Consider the following 16,558-nt stretch of genomic DNA (forward strand, 5'->3'; position numbering starts at 1 on the left):
GGGAGCGAGCTTGCTCGCGAAAGCGGACTGACATTCAACACTGATGTCGACTGATGTACCGCAATCGCGAGCAAGCTCGCTCCCACAGGGTTTATCGGTGTTCTCAAGCTCCGAGGCAGCCCACCATTCAGCGACGTTCGATTGGCACGAACTTGCGCTGTTCGACGCCGGTGTACTCGGCGCTTGGACGGATGATGCGGTTGTTGGCCCGCTGTTCGAACACGTGCGCCGCCCAGCCGGTCAGGCGCGAGCAGACGAAGATCGGGGTGAACAGCTTGGTCGGGATGCCCATGAAGTGGTACGCCGAGGCATGGTAGAAGTCGGCGTTGGGGAACAGTTTCTTTTGCTCCCACATGGTCTTGTCGATGGCTTCCGAAACCGCGAACAACACCTTGTCGCCCACTTCGTCGGCAAGTTTTTTCGACCAGCCCTTGATCACCTCGTTGCGCGGATCGCTGTCCTTATAGATCGCGTGGCCGAAGCCCATGATCTTGTCCTTGCGTTCGAGCATGCCGAGGGTGCCCTTGATCGCCTCTTCCGGCGACGAGAAGCGCTCGATCATTTCCATCGCCGCTTCGTTGGCGCCACCGTGCAGCGGGCCGCGCAGCGAGCCGATGGCCGCCGTGACGCAGGAATACAGATCGGACAGGGTCGAAGCGCATACGCGGGCGGTGAAGGTCGAGGCGTTGAATTCGTGCTCGGCGTAGAGGATCAGCGACACGTTCATCACTTTGACGTGCAGTTCGCTCGGCTTCTTGTCGTGCAGCAGGTGCAGGAAGTGGCCGCCGATGGACTGCTCGTCAGTCACGCAATTGATGCGTTTGCCGTCGTGACTGAAGCGATACCAGTAGCACATGATCGCCGGGAACGCGGCCAGCAGGCGGTCGGTCTTGTCGCGTTGCTCGGAGAAATCTTTCTCCGGCTCGATGTTGCCCAGGAACGAGCAACCGGTGCGCATCACGTCCATCGGGTGGGCGTCGGCGGGGATGCGTTCCAGCACTTCTTTCAGCGCTTGTGGCAGGTCGCGCAGCTTGCTCAGCTTGCCTTGATAGTCGGCGAGCTGTGCCTTGCTCGGCAGCTCTCCGTAGAGCAGCAGGTACGCCACTTCTTCAAATTGAGCGTCTGCCGCCAGTTCGCGCACGTCGTAGCCGCGATAGGTCAGCCCGGCACCGGCCTGGCCCACGGTGGACAGTGCGGTTTGCCCGGCGACCTGGCCCCGGAGTCCGGCGCCACTGAGTACTTTTGCTTCGGCCATTGTTGTCTCCAATCTTGAATTTATTAGGGAGTACGGTTGCGGCTTACTTCTTCGCCGCAAACAACGCGTCGAGCTTCTGCTCGAAGGTGTGGTAATCGATGCGATCGTAGAGCTCCATGCGAGTCTGCATGGTGTCGATGACATTCTGCTGAGTGCCGTCGCGGCGGATCGCGGTGTAGACGTTTTCCGCAGCCTTGTTCATCGCACGGAACGCCGACAGCGGATACAGCACCAGCGACACGTCGGCGCCGGCCAGTTGCTCGGTGGTGTACAGCGGCGTCGAGCCGAATTCGGTGATGTTGGCCAGAATCGGCGCTTTCACACGGCTGGCGAACAGCTTGTACATCTCAAGTTCCGTGATGGCTTCCGGGAAGATCATGTCGGCGCCGGCCTCGATGCACGCGGCGGCGCGATCCAGTGCCGATTCCAGGCCTTCAACGGCCAGCGCGTCGGTGCGGGCCATGATCACGAAGCTGTCGTCGGTGCGGGCATCGACGGCGGCCTTGATGCGGTCGACCATTTCCTGCTGGGTCACGATCTCTTTGTTCGGACGGTGGCCGCAGCGCTTGGCGCCAACCTGGTCTTCAATGTGAATTGCCGCCGCGCCGAACTTGATCATCGACTTGACGGTGCGGGCCACGTTGAACGCCGAGGCGCCGAAACCGGTGTCCACGTCCACCAGCAGCGGCAGGTCGCAGACGTCGGTGATGCGGCGCACGTCGGTCAGCACGTCATCCAGGCCGGTGATGCCCAAGTCCGGCACGCCGAGGGAGCCGGCAGCCACCCCGCCACCCGACAGGTAGATCGCCTTGAAACCGGCGCGCTTGGCCAGCAGCGCGTGGTTGGCGTTGATCGCGCCGACCACTTGCAGCGGATGTTCGCTGGCGACCGCATCGCGGAAACGCTGGCCTGGAGTGCTCTTGTTGGAACTCATGACTCACCTCGTTCAGTGGCTGTCTTATTGTCGGCGCCGTCCTGGTAGTGACGGGCGATGTTGCGTTTCGAGGCGCCGATGTGACGGCGCATCAACAATTCCGCGAGCTCGCCGTCACGGTCGGCGATGGCATCGAGAATCCGGTGGTGTTCGGCAAAGGCCTGGCGCGGGCGATTGGGCGTGGTGGAAAACTGAATGCGGTACATGCGCACCAGCTGATAGAGCTCGCCGCAGAGCATTTGCGTGAGGGTGCGGTTGCCGCTGCCCTGGATGATCCGGTAGTGAAAGTCGAAATCGCCTTCCTGCTGGTAGTAGCCGACACCGGCCTGAAACGCTGCATCGCGTTCGTGGGTTTCCAGCACCCGGCGCAGTTCGTCGATTTCTTCGACGCTCATGCGTTCGGCCGCCAGACGGCAGGCCATCCCTTCGAGGGATTCACGGATTTCGTAGAGTTCTAGCAATTCGGCGTGGCTCAGCGACACCACCCGAGCACCGACGTGCGGTACGCGCACCAGCAGTCGCTGGCCTTCCAGCCGATGGATCGCCTCGCGCAGCGGACCGCGGCTGATGCCGTAGGTGCGCGCCAGTTCCGGCTCGGAGATCTTGCTGCCCGGGGCGATCTCGCCTTTGACGATGGCCGCCTGGATGCGTCGGAAGACGTTTTCCGAGAGCGTCTCGGAATCATCACCGTTGATCACCGGGGGATCGAATTGATCCAGCATATTGTCGACACCTTCAAATCCAATGCGGCAAAAACTAGCGAATCAGCCCGCATCAGTCAAAGGATAAATAAGGATTGTCGACAATCGTCTAATAAGCCTTGGTATCAGCCCCAAGGGTTATAGACCGCCCCCGGCGCTGGCGCCATAAAACCACCGTGCTAGAATGCCGCCCGCATTTGCGAGTCATTTGCACGGCTTGTCATAAAAAGCTGATAGGCACACGAAGGCGCATGGGCAGACAGGATTTCCTGATGCCATGGCCCTGAACCGAGAACGGAACGCTGCTCGCCAGGATTTATGAGACTCAAGCCCTTCCCCACATTCTTTGCACTGTTTTGCCTGCCCGGCCTCGCTGCGGCGGGGGAAAAGACCGTGTACGGCCTCAACGAATACGCTGCCCTCGACGGGATCAACCTGGAAGTGGCGGCGAAACTCGACACCGGGGCGAAAACCGCCTCCCTGAGCGCCCGCGATATCAAACGTTTCAAACGCAACGGCGAGTCCTGGGTACGTTTCTACCTGGCCATCGACGCCGCGCATTCGCACCCGATCGAACGCCCGCTGGCCCGGGTCAGCAAGATCAAGCGCCGCGCCGGCGACTACGATCCGGAAGAGGGCAAGAAGTACACCGCCCGCCCGGTGATCGAGCTGGACATCTGCATGGGTTCGGCAATGCGCAGCATCGAAGTGAACCTGACCGACCGTAGTGCGTTCCAATACCCGCTTTTGATCGGCTCCGAGGCGCTGAAACGCTTCGATGCGCTGGTCGATCCCAGTCTTAAATACGCTGCCGGCAAACCCGCCTGCGCCATCGCCGCTCATACCGCCGAGTAATTTCCATGCGTTCTCTAACCTTCCACCTGAAAGTCCTGATCACCATCCTGGTGTTGCTGGGCGTTTCGGTTACGGCCTATCAGATTTTCGTGCTCGGCATTCCGGTGACCGAAGACGCCACCGACGACCTGTGGAACATCGACGCCAAGGTCGAGTTCGTCGCCAGCACCAAGGATCCGGTGAAGATCCAGATGTTCGTGCCGCCCCTGAGCCGCGACTACGTCAGCCTCAATGAAAGCTTTATCTCCAACAACTACGGCGTGGCGGTCAACCGTGTCGACGGCAACCGCAAGGTCACCTGGTCGGCGCGCCGGGCCAAGGGCAACCAGACCCTTTATTACCGTCTGGTGCTGACCAAGCGTTACACCGCCGAAAAAACCAAGATCAAAGGCCCGACCTTCCGCGACAGCATGGCCATCGAAGGCCCGGAGAAGATCGCCGCCGAAGCCCTGCTCGCCCCGATCCGCCAGCACTCGGCCGACGTCGAAACCTTCATTGGCGAGGCGATCAAACGCGTCAACAACGTCAACGACGACAACGTGAAACTGCTGCTGGCCGGCGATCCGTCGACGCCGCACAAGGCGAAAATCGTCGAACTGCTGCTGTCCATCGCCCACGTGCCGGTGGAAAAAGTCCATACCATCCGCCTCGTCGCCGATCAGCCGCAAACCCCGGAACTGTGGCTGCGCAGCTTCAATGGCACCGACTGGCTGTACTTCAACCCGGAAACCGGTGAGCAAGGCCTGCCGACCGACCGCCTGCTGTGGTGGAGCGGTGATGAAAACCTGATCACCGTCGACGGCGGCAAGAAAGCGAACGTGACCTTCAGCCTGAACAACAGCGAGATGAACGCGATTCGTCTGGCCAAGCTGACCGACGAAAACACCGACGCCAACTTCCTCGAATACTCGCTGTACGGCCTGCCGCTGCAAACCCAGCAGACGTTCATGATCATGGTGATGATCCCGATCGGCGTGCTGGTGATCCTGATCCTGCGCAACCTGATCGGCCTGCAGACCCTGGGCACGTTCACGCCGGTGCTGATCGCCCTGGCCTTCCGCGAGACACAACTGGGCTTCGGCATCCTGCTGTTTACCGTGATAACCGCGCTCGGGTTATCGCTGCGCTCGTACCTGGAACACCTGAAGCTGCAAATGCTGCCGCGCCTGTCGGTGGTGCTGACCTTCGTGGTGGTGCTGATTGCGGCGATCAGCCTGTTCAGTCACAAACTCGGCCTGGAGCGTGGCCTGTCGGTGGCGCTGTTCCCGATGGTGATTCTGACCATGACCATCGAACGCCTGTCGATCACCTGGGAAGAACGCGGCGCCAGCCATGCCATGAAAGTGGCGATCGGCACGCTGTTCGCGGCGTCCCTGGCGCACCTGATCATGACCGTTCCGGAGCTGGTGTACTTCGTGTTCACCTTCCCGGCGATCCTGCTGATCCTGGTGGGCTTCATGCTGGCCATGGGTCGCTATCGCGGTTATCGCCTGACCGAGCTGGTGCGTTTCAAGGCTTTCCTGAAGAAGGCTGACGCCTGATGTTCGGTTTCTGGAAGACCTGGAAGGCCCTGGAAGCCCGGGGCATCATGGGCATCAATCGGCGCAACGCGGACTACGTGCTCAAGTACAACAAGCGCAGCCTGTACCCGATCGTCGATGACAAGATCATCACCAAGGAACGCGCGATCAAGGCCGGCATTCACGTGCCGGAACTGTATGGCGTGATTTCCACGGAGAAGGAAATCGACAAGCTCGGCGAGATTATCGGCGGGCGCAACGACTTCGTGATCAAGCCGGCCCAGGGCGCCGGCGGTGACGGCATCATCGTGGTCGCCGACCGTTTCGAGGGCCGCTATCGCACGGTGTCGGGCAAGATCATTGCCCACGAAGAGCTGGAGCATCATATCTCCAGCATCCTCACCGGCCTGTATTCGCTGGGCGGCCACCGTGATCGGGCGCTGATCGAATATCGCGTCACGCCGGACCAGATTTTCAAGAGCATCAGCTACGAAGGCGTGCCGGACATCCGCATCATCGTGCTGATGGGTTACCCGGTGATGGCGATGCTGCGTCTGCCGACCCGTCAATCCGGGGGCAAGGCCAACCTGCACCAGGGCGCCATCGGCGTCGGTGTCGACCTGGCCACCGGCCTGACCCTGCGCGGCACCTGGCTGAACAACATCATCACCAAACACCCGGACACCACCAATGCGGTGGACGGCGTGCAACTGCCCTACTGGGACGGTTTCATGAAGCTCGCCGCCGGTTGTTATGAGCTGTGTGGTTTGGGTTACATCGGCGTGGACATGGTGCTGGATCAGGAGAAAGGTCCGCTGATTCTGGAACTGAATGCGCGGCCGGGGTTGAATATCCAGATTGCCAATGATTGCGGGCTGACGTTGCGTACCCATGCGGTGGAAGCGCATCTGGAAGAGCTCAAGGCGCGTGGCGTGACGGAGTCGGTTGAAGAGCGGGTGGCGTTTGCTCAGGAGTTGTTTGGGCATATTCCGGCGGTCGAGGGCTGAGTCGCACTTCCTGCCGCCAATCTGCCAATCCCCGACATCCCCTCTAGGAGCAATTCCCGGAGGGGACTACAATCCCCACCCCGCCTCGATGGCCGATCTGCCCCGCCCATGTTGACCTGTTCCGTACACCCGCTACCCTACCGCGCCAACTCCGCCGACTATTTCGCGGCCGTCCGCCATGCGCCCGGCGCCGTGCTGCTCGACAGTGGCCGGCCGAGTGCCGACCGTGGCCGTTATGACCTGTTCAGCGCCTGGCCGCTGGAACAGCTGGCGGTGTTGCCGGACGAGCGCGGCGACGATTTCCTGCAACGTCTGCGGGATAATCTGACCCGCTTGGGTGACGCGCAATTGCCCGACGGGTACGAATTGCCCTTCGCCGGCGGCCTGATCGGCTACCTGAGCTACGACTTCGGTCGGCATCTGGAAAACCTGCCAAGTCAGGCCCGGGATGATCTGCAATTGCCCGATGCGCGTTTTGGTCTGTACGACTGGGCCTTGATCAGCGATCACCAATCGGCCACCAGCCAACTGGTGTTCCACCCCTCGGTCAGCGCCAGCGAGAAACAACGGCTGATCGACCTATTCAGCCAACCGGTGGGCACCGAACTGACCCCGTTCAAGCTGAACAGCCCGATGGCGGCAGATCTTTCAGCCGACGAGTACCGTCAGGCGTTCGAACGCATCCAGCATTACATCCAGGCCGGCGACTGCTATCAGGTCAATTTCGCCCAGCGTTTCCGCGCGCCGTGCCAGGGCGATCCATGGCTGGCCTACTGCAAATTGCGTGAGGCCTGCCCGACGCCGTTTTCCGGTTTCCAGAGCCTGCCCGACGGCAACGCAGTACTGAGCCTGTCCCCCGAGCGTTTCGTCAAAGTCAGCCAGCGTCAGGTGGAAACCCGCCCGATCAAGGGCACCCGCCCCCGTGGCGCGACCCCGGCCGAAGACGCCGCCAACGCCGCCGAACTGCTGGCCAGCCCCAAGGATCGCGCGGAAAACCTGATGATCGTCGACCTGCTGCGCAACGATCTCGGCCGCACTTGCCGAATAGGCTCGGTGCGGGTGCCGGAGCTGTTCAGCCTGGAAAGTTATCCGAACGTGCATCACCTGGTGAGCAGCGTGACCGGTGAACTGGCGGAAGATCGCGACGCCCTGGACCTGATCGCCGGCAGCTTCCCCGGCGGCTCGATCACCGGCGCACCGAAGATTCGTGCGATGCAGATCATCGACGAATTGGAGCCGACCCGACGTGGTTTGTATTGCGGTTCGTTGCTGTATCTGGACGTGCGCGGAGAGATGGACAGTTCCATCGCCATTCGCAGTCTGTTGGTGAAGGATGGGCAGGTGTGCTGCTGGGGCGGTGGCGGGATCGTGGCTGATTCGGACTGGCAGGCGGAGTATCAGGAGTCGATTACCAAGGTCAGAGTTTTGCTCGAAACCCTGCAGAACCTATGACATTTGTGGCGAGGGAGCTTGCGCCCTCGCCACAAAGTTGATCGTTCCCACGCTCTGCGTGGGAATGCATCCCGTGACGCTCCGCGTCACAGTGGACGCGGAGCGTCCATAGCGGCATTCCCACGCGGAGCATGGGAACGATCAAGGAATGTGATTACAGGGACAGGTCGCGATTCGAAGCCTTGAGAAACTCCTGCTTCAACTCTGCAAACGTATGCACCGCCGGAAACTGCGGAAACTCGCGAATCACGTTATCCGGCGCGTGGAACAGAATCCCCGCATCCGCCTCGCCCAGCATGCTGGTGTCGTTGTAGGAATCCCCCGCCGCAATCACCCGGTAATACAGGCTCTTGAAGGCCAGAACCGACTGACGTTTCGGATCTTTCTGACGCAACTGGTAGCTGGTCACCCGCCCGCTGTCATCGGTAATCAGTCGATGGCAAAGCAAGGTCGGAAAGCCCAGCTGACGCATCAGCGGCTGGGAAAACTCGTAGAACGTGTCCGACAGAATCACCACCTGAAACCGCTCGCGCAGCCAGTTGACGAACTCCACCGCGCCGTCCAGCGGCTTGAGGGTGGCGATCACTTCCTGAATGTCCGAAAGCTTCAGGCCATGCTCGTCGAGAATGCGCAGGCGCTGTTTCATCAGCACGTCGTAGTCGGGAATGTCCCGGGTGGTGGCCTTGAGCGATTCGATTCCGGTTTTTTCGGCGAAGGCGATCCAGATTTCCGGCACCAGCACCCCTTCAAGATCAAGACAGGCGATTTCCACAAGACACTCCCGTTTGTAATGTTTATTGAGTCGAGCGAGCCCGAACTCTAGCGGCTCGACCTGGAGCGCGCAACGCAGAGGCCGCCCCGGCGGGCGTTGCTTTTTGTTAACATCGCCGCCATATAGAGCGCCCAGCGCCACCGACCTGTAGGAAGCCGCCCTGATGAGCCCAACGTTCGACGTCGTGGAACTCGCCACGACCTATGCCAACAAATCCGCGCAGGACATCCTCAAACTCGCGTTCGCCGAGTTCGGCGATGACCTGTGGATATCTTTCAGCGGTGCCGAGGATGTGGTGCTGGTGGACATGGCCTGGAAGCTGAACAAGAACGTCAAGGTGTTCAGTCTCGACACCGGCCGCCTGCATCCGGAAACCTACCGCTTCATCGATCAGGTGCGCGAGCACTACAAGATCGACATCGAACTGGTCTCGCCGGACTACACGAAACTTGAACCGTTCGTGAAGGAAAAAGGCCTGTTCAGTTTCTACAAGGACGGCCATGGTGAATGCTGCGGGATCCGCAAGATCGAACCGCTGCGCCGTAAACTGTCCGGCGTCAAAGCCTGGGCCACCGGCCAGCGCCGCGACCAGAGCCCTGGCACCCGCAGCGCCGTGGCGGTGATGGAAATCGATACAGCGTTCTCCATTCCGGAGCGCACCCTGTACAAGTTCAACCCGCTGGCGCAGATGACCAGCGAGGAAATCTGGGGCTACATCCGCATGCTGGAGCTGCCGTACAACAGCCTGCACGAGCGCGGTTTCATCAGCATCGGCTGCGAACCGTGCACCCGCCCTGTCCTGCCGAACCAGCACGAGCGCGAAGGTCGCTGGTGGTGGGAAGAAGCGACCCAGAAAGAATGCGGGTTGCATGCCGGGAATATCATCAGCAAGGCATAACCCCTGATGCACCGTGGGAGCAAGTCAGCTCCCACAGTGTTCGCTACCCGCCTTGAAAAATGTGTACACACGAATGTCACCATCGGTGCCATTTATGTGTGCACTTTTCGTTTCTGCGCCCTGAAAAGTTACATCAAGCTCCAAAAACACTCCCTCCCGGCACCCGCCAAAATCCTTCCCGAAAAATAAATACCTGTTCGAACGGTCAATTTATATCGCCCGTATTTCAACGACTTGGCACTCATCAATAACTTTTCGAAATCAGCTGTAATTTTCATAGATCGCCGGCTGGCACAGATTTGGCTTAAGTGCATACATGTTTTGTATACAAAACTGCGAAACATGAACCCACACTTTCGATCCGCAAGCCTGAAGCGCCCTATCCCGTACAGGCTGCAGATGCCCCGTAACCAGTGATGTTTTCACCGCCGCGACGAAGATCTGCCGAGCCCGAGCGCTCATGCACAGTCATCGCGGCCCGAACATCAGGAGCCTGCCGGAATGCGTACGAGTCTCTCGAACAACAACATCGCGCTGAATCTGCCCGCCTCTTCACCCCTCGACCACAGCGTGCCCGATGATGGCATCGCCGAACCGCTGCAACTGAGCCCGCGTCTGCACAACAGCGATCTCGCACCGACCAAGGTCGAAGGACGGCGCTGGGGCAAATACAGCATCTTTGCCCTGTGGACCAACGATGTGCACAACATCGCCAACTACTCGTTTGCCATCGGTCTGTACGCCCTGGGCCTGGGCGGCTGGCAGATTCTGCTGTCGCTGGGGATCGGCGCGGCGCTGGTGTACTTCTTCATGAACCTGTCCGGTTACATGGGGCAGAAAACCGGCGTGCCGTTTCCGGTGATCAGCCGGATCAGTTTCGGCATTCACGGGGCACAGATTCCTGCATTGATCCGGGCGGTGATCGCCATCGCCTGGTTCGGCATTCAGACGTATCTGGCGTCGGTGGTGTTTCGCGTGTTGCTCACGGCGATCCATCCCGGTTTCGCTGACTACGACCACAACTCAATCCTCGGCCTGTCGAGCCTGGGCTGGGTGTGTTTCGTGGCGATCTGGTTCGTACAGCTGGCGATCCTCGCCTATGGCATGGAAATGGTCCGCCGCTACGAAGCCTTCGCCGGACCGGTAATTCTGCTGACCGTCGCCTGCCTCGCCGCGTGGATGTACACCCAGGCCAACGCGACCATCGCCTGGTCTATCCGCGAACCGCTGACCGGCGGCGAGATGTGGCGCAACATCTTTGCCGGCGGCGCCTTGTGGCTGGCGATCTACGGGACGCTGATCCTCAACTTCTGCGACTTCGCCCGCTCTTCGCCGTGCCGCAAGACCATCAAGATCGGAAACTTCTGGGGCCTGCCGGTGAATATTCTGGTGTTCGCCGGGATCACCGTCCTGCTATGCGGTGCGCAATTTCAGATCAACGGCCGGATCATCGAAAGCCCGACCGAAATCATCGCCTCGATCCCCAACACGTTCTTTCTGGTGCTCGGTTGCCTGGCGTTCCTGATCGTCACCGTGGCGGTGAACATCATGGCCAACTTCGTCGCCCCGGCCTTCGTGCTCAGCAACCTGGCGCCGAAATACCTGACCTTCCGCCGCGCCGGGCTGATCAGCGCCACCATCGCCGTGCTCATCCTGCCGTGGAATCTCTACAACAGCCCGCTGGTGATCGTGTACTTCCTCTCCGGCCTCGGCGCCCTGCTCGGCCCGTTGTACGGCGTGATCATGGTCGACTACTGGCTGATCCGCAAAGGCCGGATCCACGTGCCGCAGCTGTACAGCGAAAGCCCTAACGGCGCGTATTACTACAGCCGCGGGGTCAATCTGCGGGCGGTGGCGGCGTTCATTCCGGCCGCACTGATCGCCATCGTTCTGGCACTGGTGCCGGGCTTCCACAGCGTTTCGCCCTTCTCCTGGCTGATCGGCGCCGGCATTGCCGGGATGCTCTATCTGATCATCGCCAAACGCCAGCCGCACTACGCCGACGTCGACGGTGAAGCCATCGCCGTCGACAACGTCAGCCACTGAATCTTTTGGCGGCCCTTCGCGGGGCCGCAGAACCAACCGTAATAAGGACTTCCCATGCGAATTCTCGTGGTCAACGTCAACACCACCGAATCCATTACCCAGGCCATCGCCCGCTCGGCGCAGGCTGTCGCTTCCCCCGGCACCGAGATTGTCGGCCTGACGCCGTACTTCGGCGCCGATTCAGTCGAAGGCAATTTCGAAAGTTACCTGGCCGCCATCGCCGTGATGGACCGGGTGATGTCCTACGACCAGCCGTTCGACGCGGTGATCCAGGCCGGCTACGGCGAACACGGTCGCGAAGGTTTGCAGGAATTGCTCAACGTGCCGGTGGTGGACATCACCGACGCGGCCGCCAGCACCGCGATGTTTCTCGGCCACGCCTATTCGGTGGTCACCACCCTCGATCGCACCGTGCCGTTGATTGAGGATCGGCTGAAACTGTCCGGCCTGTGGGATCGCTGCGCTTCGGTACGGGCGAGCGGACTTGCGGTGTTGGAGCTGGAACATGAGCCGCAACGAGCGCTGGAAGCCATCGTGCATCAGGCGGAACTGGCGGTGACTCAGGATAAAGCCGAAGTGATCTGCCTGGGTTGCGGCGGTATGGCCGGACTTGATGAGAAGATCCGCCAGCGTACCGGGGTGCCGGTGATCGATGGTGTCACAGCGGCCGTGACCATCGCCGAATCGCTAGTTCGACTAGGCCTGTCGACGTCCAAGGTGCGCACGTATGCGACGCCACGGCCGAAAACCATCATCGGCTGGCCAGCACGTTTTGCGCGTTGAACCGTTCAGCGAGGCCCAGGGTTGAAAACTGCTCGATGACGAAATCGACGAACGCCCGGGTCTTGCCCGGCAGCAATTTGTGTTCGGCGTAATAGATGGAGATGTTGCCGTCGTCGACGTACCAGTCGGGCAAGACTCGCTGCAAAGTCCCCGCCTCTAGGTAGCCGACCGCGAACGGCATGCTCACCAGCGCAATCCCCAACCCCTGCGCCGCCGTGGCGCAGGCGGCTTCGGAATCGCTCATGGTCATTCGAGCCTTGAGGGTCAGCGGGCTGTGTTGCCGGGTGCGATGCGTCAACTGCCAGGAGCGCACGCGACCGGTTTGTGGTGAGCGGATCAGGATGCCGTCGTGCAGCTTGAGGTCGTCCGGTTCGCTGATCGGCGCGTATCGATCCAGATAATCCGTGGAAGCCACCAACACCCGGTGCGCCGGCGTCAGCCGGCGCGCCACCACGCCCTGGGGCAGCTCGAAGCCACCGCCAATCGCTGCATCGAAACCCTGGCCGATCAGATCAACCTGGCGGTTATCGAAATGCCAGTCCGGGTTGATCGCCGGAAACCTTTTCAGGAACTCCCCCAGCAACGGCACGATGTACAAGCGGCCGAACACTGTGCCCATGCTGACTTTCAGCGTACCAGCCGGTTGGCCGCCGGCGCTGGCCAGATTGTTCACCGCGTTCTGGATGGTGGTCAGGCTGCCGCTGACCTCACTCAGAAACAGTTGCCCCGCTTCCGTCAGGGTCAATCTTCGGGTGCTACGCTGGAACAGCCTCACGCCGAGGCGCGCTTCCAGTTTTGCCACGCTTTTGCCCACGGCGGCCGGTGTCAGGCTCAGACGTCGCGCGGCCTCGGCAAAGCTGCCGACTTCGGCGCTGCGCACGAAGCATTCGATACTGCTAAAGGTTTCCATGGCCGCCACTCTAAACTTTTGGTTTACACAGACTATAGCAACCACGGTCTACTCGCCTGGTGGCGAGGGGCAGATACTCGACACCACACCAAGGCAGCCTGCCTTGAAACTTCTGGAGATCGAACATGACCACTCAACACCTCAGCGGTAAAGTCGCTCTGATTCAAGGCGGCTCTCGCGGCATCGGTGCCGCCATCGTCAAACGCCTGGCCGCTGAAGGCGCCGCGGTTGCCTTTACCTACGTCAGCTCGGCCGCCAAGGCTGAAGAACTGCAAAACAGCATCACCGCCACCGGCGGCAAAGCTCTGGCGATCAAGGCTGACAGCGCCGACGCCAGCGCCATCCGCAACGCGGTGACCGCCACTGTCGAAACCTTTGGCCGCCTCGACATCCTGGTCAACAACGCCGGCGTGCTGGCCGTCGCGCCGCTGGAAGACTTCAAACTGGAAGACTTCGACCAGACCCTGGCAATCAACGTGCGCAGCGTGTTCATCGCCAGCCAGGAAGCCGCCAAACACATGGGCGAAGGCTCGCGCATCATCAACATCGGCAGCACCAACGCCGACCGCATGCCCTTCGCCGGTGGCGGCGTGTATGCGATGAGCAAGTCCGCACTGGTCGGCCTGACCAAAGGCCTGGCCCGCGACCTCGGCCCACGCGGCATCACCATCAACAACGTGCAGCCCGGCCCGGTCGACACCGATATGAACCCGGCTCACGGCGAGTTCGCCGACAGCCTGATCCCGTTGATGGCGGTGGGTCGTTACGGTAAAGCCGAGGAAATCGCCAGCTTCGTGGCTTACCTTGCAAGCCCGGAGGCCGGTTACATCACCGGTGCCAGCCTGACCATCGACGGTGGTTTCGGCGCCTGATTGATCAGATAGTCGATAACGAAAAACGCCGCCCCTCCTTTGACAGAGGGGCGGCGTTTTTTTGTTCGCGATTTGATCAGGCCCAGTCGAGCGCCGGCAATCCGCATGCACTCGGCGTGAACGCCTTCAACGTACGAAGAATCCCATCAGCGTGTGCGTATTTTTCATCGGCCATGGCGGCATCGGGAATGGCGATGGCGGTCATGCCGGCTGCTTTCGCCGCCGTCACGCCGAATGGCGAGTCTTCGAACACCAGGCAATCTTCCGGCGCTACACCCAGGCGGCGCGCGGCGGTGAGGAAGATGTCCGGCGCCGGTTTGGCCGCGCCGACTTCCGGGTCGTCAGCGGTGACGATGAAGTCGAACAGTGCAAACCAGTCGCGGTGCAAGGTGGTTTTCTGACCGAACGACTGACGCGATGAACTGGTGCCGACGGCAATCGGAATGTTGTGCGCCTTGAGGTGGCGGATCAGTTCCTCGGCGCCCGGCATCGCTTGCGCGGTGGGAAAACGCTCGCGCATCAGCGGCTCGCGGATCACCAGAAACTCTTCGGCGGTGATCGGCAGATCCAGCGCTTCGACCACATAACGGGCCAGATCGCCGGCGCCACGCCCGATAATGTTCTGCTTGATGCTCCAGTCGAAGGTACGCCCGTAACGCTCGGCAATCAGCGAGGTGACCTCGGTGTAGATGCCCTCGGTGTCCAGCAGCAAACCGTCCATATCGAAAATCACGGCCTTGATCGGGCCGAACGCCTTCAGCGGTGCATTCATCATCGGATCCGTTATCAAAGACATCCCGGGCGGCGTGGATAGCGCCGCTGCTCGGATCTGATTAAAGGGTTCAGCAGCATAACGAGCCCGGCCAAGGTTGAGCAACGGGCAATGTCGGTTGTCCGCCGAACGCCCTCCTGCACATTTAGAGAATCGCCCTACAGACATCGCCTACTCGGCTGACTTCTTTCCTGTTTGATCCCCCGCAAAGTTTCGCGCCATTCCCCTGATGCGCGCGAGTGACTGCGAATGCTTCCATCTGACCAACTCCTGAAACTGAACAACAGCATTGGTTTGCTGGTGGTCGCTGCGCTGAACCCTGATCAGCCCGACGTCGAAAAGCTGTTTAAGGAGTTTCGCCTCTGTCTCAACAACTATGACGCCTGGGCCGAGCAGTTCTGGACGGGCACCGCGCTGGGTGTCGAGCAAGTGTTCCAGGTCGGCAACGATGTCCGGCTCAGTGCGCCGGTCGCCAGCCGCAAACCCATCAGTTCCTCTGTCGCCATGTGTTCCGCCAGCGGCTCCCTGACGCTGGTGCACATGTTCGAAGCCGCGCGGTTTGTGCCGATCGGCGATACGCCGGTGATCCTTGAACCGGTCATTTCCGATGTCGACGGTGTTTTGGGTTTCGGCGAACCGCTGCATTACACCATCGGCCCTAGCGGCATTCTCAAGGTCGACGATTGCGACCGGGGCCAGCGTTATCGCATCACCTTCTTTCCCGATGTTTCCACCACGCATATCCAGACGTTGTACGCCTCGTATCAGAGCCTTGTTGATGGCCTGGAAGGCTGGCTGCGTGAGGAATGGAAAGGGTTTCAACCGCAGTGGACGGAGTTTTCCGGCGCCGGTTTCACCGAGCGTTACGGGCAGTTGCAACGGGCTGACTGGCACGGCTTCGAATCAGCCCTGAATGGTGTCTGGGATGACGTGAAGCAACTGTTTGCGCTGCTCGCCGATTTGCAGGCCAACAGCGAAAAGCTTCTGCAGTACCTGTCCGACGCTGAACTGGATGCCTTGCTCACGGCATCCACCGACGCCATCGCCAATGGCCTGCTGATGCTCGGCGATGAGCCGTTGCTGTTCATTTATCTGGCGGCCTTTACCAGTTGGCTGAAGATGCTGCCGCCGCAGTATCTGGCCGAGGTGGTGGCTGAGGTTCGGGCCGAACTGCTGGTCAGTTTTCTGCTGATGTGTGTGTCGGGTGGCATGGGTGTGCCGCTGCGCTTAAGCACCAAGATACTGGGCAAGATCAAGTCGCCGCGTGTGCGGGAATGGCTGGCGGCTTCGGCGTTGCGGCTGGCGGAGATGACCTCGGCGCCTGACCTGACCCGACATGCGAGCGCTTTGAAACCGCTGATGGTCAACGTGCGGCTGGCGCCGTTGCGGCCGACACCGGCCATTCCGCTGGAGGTTCGCACGGCGGATGCGCTGGTGCTGAAGGTGCCTAATCCGGCGGCCATTGCCCGTGACAAGTCCCATGGCATGACGCGAATGGAGCGGCATGAGTCTCGGGATGAGGCTTCGGATCAGGCGAAAAACCCCAACGGCGACAGTGCCGATTGTGCGCCGCTGACCTGCACCAACGGGTGTCCGGTGTCGATGGTCACCGGTGAGGAATTGTTGACGCTTACCGATGGTGTGCTCGACGGGTTGTTGCCGTTTGAGTTCAGTCGGTTGTATCGCACCAGTGCGGCTGAGATTGATGTTGGGTTGGGGTTTGGCTGGAGCCATTCGCTGGCGCATCGGCTGGAGGTTGATGGCGCTGCGGTGGTCTGGGT

Annotated in this window: 15 protein-coding genes; 9 read left to right on the forward strand and 6 right to left on the reverse strand. The window is 60.8% G+C overall.

From position 1 onward, the window contains the following. Nucleotides 1-127 precede the first annotated feature (127 nt). The 3 genes from prpC to AC1Q9F_RS22845 are packed head-to-tail and all read right to left on the reverse strand — an operon-like array spanning nt 128 to nt 2,908. Nucleotides 128-1,255, reverse strand: a complete 1,128-nt coding sequence (gene prpC / locus AC1Q9F_RS22835) for a bifunctional 2-methylcitrate synthase/citrate synthase (protein ID WP_492620876.1) — start codon at nt 1,253-1,255, stop codon at nt 128-130. Between the two features lie 43 nt (nt 1,256-1,298). Further along, nucleotides 1,299-2,189, reverse strand: coding sequence for a methylisocitrate lyase (prpB, locus tag AC1Q9F_RS22840; RefSeq protein WP_007951973.1), 891 nt, complete (start codon nt 2,187-2,189; stop codon nt 1,299-1,301). Continuing rightward, complete coding sequence (locus tag AC1Q9F_RS22845; protein WP_492620881.1) at nt 2,186-2,908, reverse strand: GntR family transcriptional regulator; 723 nt, start codon at nt 2,906-2,908, stop codon at nt 2,186-2,188. Before AC1Q9F_RS22845 ends, prpB begins: the two co-directional genes overlap by 4 nt. Nucleotides 2,909-3,208: 300 nt before the next feature. Between AC1Q9F_RS22845 and rloA the strand changes: the two genes are divergently transcribed. The 4 genes from rloA to pabB all read left to right on the forward strand — a co-directional run bounded on the left by rloA (nt 3,209) and on the right by pabB (nt 7,724). Next, entirely contained in the window at nt 3,209-3,745 is a 537-nt protein-coding gene (gene rloA, locus AC1Q9F_RS22850; protein WP_011333239.1) for a retropepsin-like aspartic peptidase RloA, read from the forward strand. A 5-nt stretch (nt 3,746-3,750) separates the two neighbouring features. Beyond that, entirely contained in the window at nt 3,751-5,286 is a 1,536-nt protein-coding gene (rloB, locus tag AC1Q9F_RS22855; protein WP_007951967.1) for an osmotic stress tolerance membrane protein RloB, read from the forward strand. Continuing rightward, a complete protein-coding gene (locus AC1Q9F_RS22860) occupies nt 5,286-6,272 on the forward strand; it encodes an alpha-L-glutamate ligase-like protein (RefSeq protein WP_007951965.1) in 987 nt (328 codons plus the stop codon). The genes rloB and AC1Q9F_RS22860 overlap by 1 nt, the downstream gene beginning before the upstream one ends. A gap of 108 nt (nt 6,273-6,380) precedes the next feature. Beyond that, nucleotides 6,381-7,724, forward strand: a complete 1,344-nt coding sequence (gene pabB, locus AC1Q9F_RS22865) for an aminodeoxychorismate synthase component I (RefSeq protein ID WP_492620877.1) — start codon at nt 6,381-6,383, stop codon at nt 7,722-7,724. Between the two features lie 154 nt (nt 7,725-7,878). On the opposite strand, the gene thrH is transcribed toward pabB, so the two are convergent. Beyond that, a complete protein-coding gene (gene thrH, locus AC1Q9F_RS22870) occupies nt 7,879-8,496 on the reverse strand; it encodes a bifunctional phosphoserine phosphatase/homoserine phosphotransferase ThrH (protein ID WP_011333236.1) in 618 nt (205 codons plus the stop codon). 163 nt (nt 8,497-8,659) lie between these two features. Here thrH and AC1Q9F_RS22875 point away from each other — a divergent pair, with 163 nt between their 5' ends. From AC1Q9F_RS22875 to AC1Q9F_RS22885, 3 genes are all read left to right on the forward strand, one after another. Beyond that, a complete protein-coding gene (locus AC1Q9F_RS22875) occupies nt 8,660-9,394 on the forward strand; it encodes a phosphoadenylyl-sulfate reductase (protein WP_492620878.1) in 735 nt (244 codons plus the stop codon). Nucleotides 9,395-9,895: 501 nt separating this feature from the next. Beyond that, nucleotides 9,896-11,440: an NCS1 family nucleobase:cation symporter-1 gene (locus tag AC1Q9F_RS22880; protein WP_207985513.1), complete on the forward strand. Its 1,545-nt coding sequence runs from the start codon at nt 9,896-9,898 to the stop codon at nt 11,438-11,440. Nucleotides 11,441-11,494: 54 nt separating this feature from the next. Continuing rightward, the gene (locus AC1Q9F_RS22885; protein WP_085711883.1) at nt 11,495-12,223 is read left to right on the forward strand and encodes an aspartate/glutamate racemase family protein; all 729 of its coding nucleotides are present in this window, start codon (nt 11,495-11,497) and stop codon (nt 12,221-12,223) included. Here the strand turns inward: AC1Q9F_RS22885 and AC1Q9F_RS22890 are convergent. Beyond that, on the reverse strand, nt 12,192-13,133 hold the full coding sequence (locus tag AC1Q9F_RS22890; RefSeq protein WP_207985511.1) for a LysR family transcriptional regulator: 942 nt from the start codon (nt 13,131-13,133) through the stop codon (nt 12,192-12,194). The two genes, AC1Q9F_RS22885 and AC1Q9F_RS22890, sit on opposite strands and share 32 nt — an antisense overlap. Nucleotides 13,134-13,258: 125 nt before the next feature. Here AC1Q9F_RS22890 and AC1Q9F_RS22895 point away from each other — a divergent pair, with 125 nt between their 5' ends. Then, entirely contained in the window at nt 13,259-14,005 is a 747-nt protein-coding gene (locus AC1Q9F_RS22895) for a 3-oxoacyl-ACP reductase family protein (RefSeq protein ID WP_492620879.1), read from the forward strand. 76 nt (nt 14,006-14,081) lie between these two features. Here AC1Q9F_RS22895 and AC1Q9F_RS22900 read toward each other — a convergent pair whose 3' ends face one another. After that, nucleotides 14,082-14,777, reverse strand: coding sequence for an HAD-IA family hydrolase (locus tag AC1Q9F_RS22900; RefSeq protein ID WP_007960113.1), 696 nt, complete (start codon nt 14,775-14,777; stop codon nt 14,082-14,084). A gap of 249 nt (nt 14,778-15,026) precedes the next feature. Here AC1Q9F_RS22900 and AC1Q9F_RS22905 point away from each other — a divergent pair. Next, nucleotides 15,027-16,558, forward strand: a 1,532-nt coding sequence (locus AC1Q9F_RS22905; protein ID WP_492620880.1) for a DUF6531 domain-containing protein, incomplete at its 3' end; no start/stop codon positions are given.

It is taken from the genome of Pseudomonas sp. GW823-FHT04A03 (assembly GCF_058796615.1).